General features: G+C 71.8%; 3 protein-coding genes. All 3 read right to left on the bottom strand.

Features of this window, described 5'->3' with window-relative positions; genetic code table 11:
* Nucleotides 1–787, bottom strand: a 787-nt coding sequence (locus J5F18_RS16405) for a D-hexose-6-phosphate mutarotase (RefSeq protein WP_346299613.1), incomplete at its 3' end; no start/stop codon positions are given.
* A gap of 21 nt (nt 788–808) precedes the next feature.
* The gene (gene glk, locus J5F18_RS16400; protein WP_346299612.1) at nt 809–1,774 is read right to left on the bottom strand and encodes a glucokinase; all 966 of its coding nucleotides are present in this window, start codon (nt 1,772–1,774) and stop codon (nt 809–811) included.
* A gap of 100 nt (nt 1,775–1,874) precedes the next feature.
* Nucleotides 1,875–2,773: dihydroxy-acid dehydratase (locus J5F18_RS16395; RefSeq protein ID WP_346299611.1), on the bottom strand; the 899-nt coding region annotated here is incomplete at its 5' end.

The following is a 2,773-nucleotide window of genomic DNA, read 5'->3' as shown; positions in this document are numbered from 1 at the left end:
CCACCGCGGAATCGCTGCCCTGGCGGGCAATGCGCAGGCGGCGCGTGCCGTCATCCAGGATGAGCTCGGCGTTGCTGTGGTAGATGCGGTCGAGCGCCCCCCGGACCCCCAGCTCGCCCTGCTGCTCGCGCTCGGCGAAGCCGGCCAGCTTGTCCAGGTAGCGGGCCCCGGCCAGCCCCTCGACGCGGCAGGCGAAGGCGTCGCGCACCGCCAGGTAGGTGTGCAGGGCGCCGCTAATCTTCACCGGCGTCTCGCCGACATGCTCGGTGATCAGCTCCACATGCAGGCGGTGGGCATTGGCCTGGATCACCGCTCGGGGCACGAGCTGGCTGTGCAGGCGCGTCTCCGGCGAGAGGTGCAGTTCCACGCCCCCTTCGTGCTCGTCCACGGCCTCGAGGCGCCAGGGTGCCGTGCGGGCCGGGCCGTGCATCGGTCCGGAGCGGTCCGGCGACTCGTCGGCGGTGTGCTCGTCGGCAAACCAGGGCCAGCAGAGCGGGATGCCGCCGCGGATCGCCCCGGGCAGCGCCTGGGGCGTCGGCGTTACCCACAGCCAGCCGCCGCCGTTAGCGTCCGCAGAACGAGAGCCTTCAGCTCGCGCGGGGGCGGGCGCGAAAGGGAGAGCGCCTGCGGCGGGGTTTGGTAGAAAGTGCAGGACCTGAGCGCCTTGCAGGGAAACGGCCAGCTCCCCCCAGGGCTCGTTGGCCAGCCACAGCTCGCGGCCGGCCCACTCGGCGCGCCGCTGGCCGCGGGTCTCGTCGAGCAGGGTGCGCAGGCTTTGCGGAATCATCATTCGACCTCTTCCGTCGAGTTATTCGACTTCTTCATTGTGCAGGGCCTCGGCGGCACCCAGCAGGCCGGGCCAGGGGGCGGTCACCAGGTGCACGGGAATCGCCGCGGTATAGGCGCTCATACGGCCCTTGGCGGCGAAGGCCTCGCGGAAGCGGCTTCGCGGCAGCCAGTCGCGCAGCCGCGGCAGGATGCCGCCGCACAGGGTGACCCCGCCGCGGGCACCCAGGGTCAGGGCGGCATCGCCGCAGACGTCGCCGAGGATCTTCAGGAACCGCAGCAGGGTATCACGGGCCACCGGGTCGCTGTCCGCCGCCGCCGTGACCTCGGCGGGGGTGGCGTGCACGGGATTGGTCCCCTTGAGCGAGCAGTGGCCCAGGTAGAGGACCAGCAGCCCCTGGCCGCACAGGATGCGCTCCACCGAGACGCGGCCGTAGCAGTTGCGGAAGTGGCGCAGCAGGTTCTGCTCGCGCTCGTCGGTGGGGGCGAAGGTGACATGTCCCCCCTCGGCGGGCAGCGGGATCCAGGCGTGGCGGCCGGGGAAGAGCCCGGCCACGCCGAGCCCGGTGCCGGGGCCGATCACCAGGCGGGCCGTATGGGGCAGCGCCTCGCCGGGTTGCACCTCGACCGGGTCGGCCTCGGCCAGGTGGGGCACGCCCAGCGCCTGGGCGGTGAAGTCGTTGATCACCTTGAAGAGCCTGAGCCCCAGCGCCCGCTGGGCCTCGGCCCGGGAGAAGGTCCAATGGTTGTTGGTCATGGTCACCCGGTCGCCGCGGATCGGGCAGGCGAAGGCCAGGCAGGCCTCCCGGGGCGCCGCCTCGCCGGTGGCGCCGACCCGGGCCAGGTAGTCGGTCGCCGCCTCGACCAGCCCGGGATAGTCGGCGCAGGGCAGGGCGAGGATGTCGTGGGGTTCGAAGGCGCCCGGGGTCACCAGCGCGAAGCGGGCGTTGGTCCCTCCGATATCACCGATCAACGCGGGTCGTGTCATCGTCAACTCGTCTCTTCAAGCAGTCGCGCCAGCAGGGCCTGGTCCCTCGCTCTCGATAGTCACCACCGATCAACGCGGGTCGTGTCATCGCGGTGGATCCTCAGGCGTCCTCATCATGGATCATGCCGGCCTGGCAGGCCAGGTCGTCGGCCTCGAAGCCGCCGAACACCGAGGCGCCCTGCTCGGAGCCGCTGGCCAGGTGGCGGAAGCCGGCGAACAGCTCGCGGCCCAGGCCCTGGTGGTAGTGCTCCAGGTGTGGCTCGGCCCGCTCGCGCTCGGCCCAGGCGTGGGCGTCCACCTTGACCTCGAGGGTGCCGGTGTTGGCGTCCAGGCGGACGATATCGCCATCGCGCAGTTTCGCCAGGGGGCCGCCGTCCAGGGCCTCGGGGGTCATGTGGATGGCCGCGGGGACCTTGCCTGAGGCGCCGGACATGCGCCCGTCGGTGACCAGCGCGACCTTGAAGCCGCGGTCCTGGAGCACGCCCAGGTAGGGGGTGAGCTTGTGCAGCTCCGGCATGCCGTTGGCCTTGGGGCCCTGGTAGCGCACCACCACGATGACGTCACGGTCCAGCTCACCGGCCTCGAAGGCCGCCTTGAGCTCGTTCTGGTCCTCGAAGATGCGGGCGGGCGCCTCCACCAGGCGGTGCTCCTCGGCCACCGCCGAGACCTTGATCACCCCGCGGCCGAGGTTGCCGTCGAGCACGGTGAGGCCGCCGGTGGGGGCGAAGGGGCTGGCCACGCCGCGCAGCACGTCCTCGTCGAGGCTCTCGGTGGGGCCCTCGCGCCAGGTCAGCTTGCCTTCCTCGAGGAAGGGCTCCTGGGTGTAGGCGGTCAGGTCGGTGCCGAACACCGTGGGGATGTCGCCATGGATCAGCCCGGCGCCCAGCAGCTCACGGATCAGCAGGCTCATGCCGCCGGCGGCCTGGAAGTGGTTCACGTCGGCCTGGCCGTTGGGGTAGATGCGGGTCAGGCTCGGCGTCACCGCGGAGAGGGCGGTGA

The sequence above is a fragment of the Halomonas sp. BM-2019 genome (assembly GCF_017584085.1).
The sequence above is the reverse complement of the archived record's forward strand: the minus strand, read 5'-3'. Positions and strand labels throughout refer to the sequence as shown.

Bases quoted from the DNA above. Each gene is read 5' to 3' on its own strand.
- glk (WP_346299612.1), bottom strand. From the start codon at position 1,774: ATGACACGACCCGCGTTGATCGGTGATATCGGAGGGACCAACGCCCGC.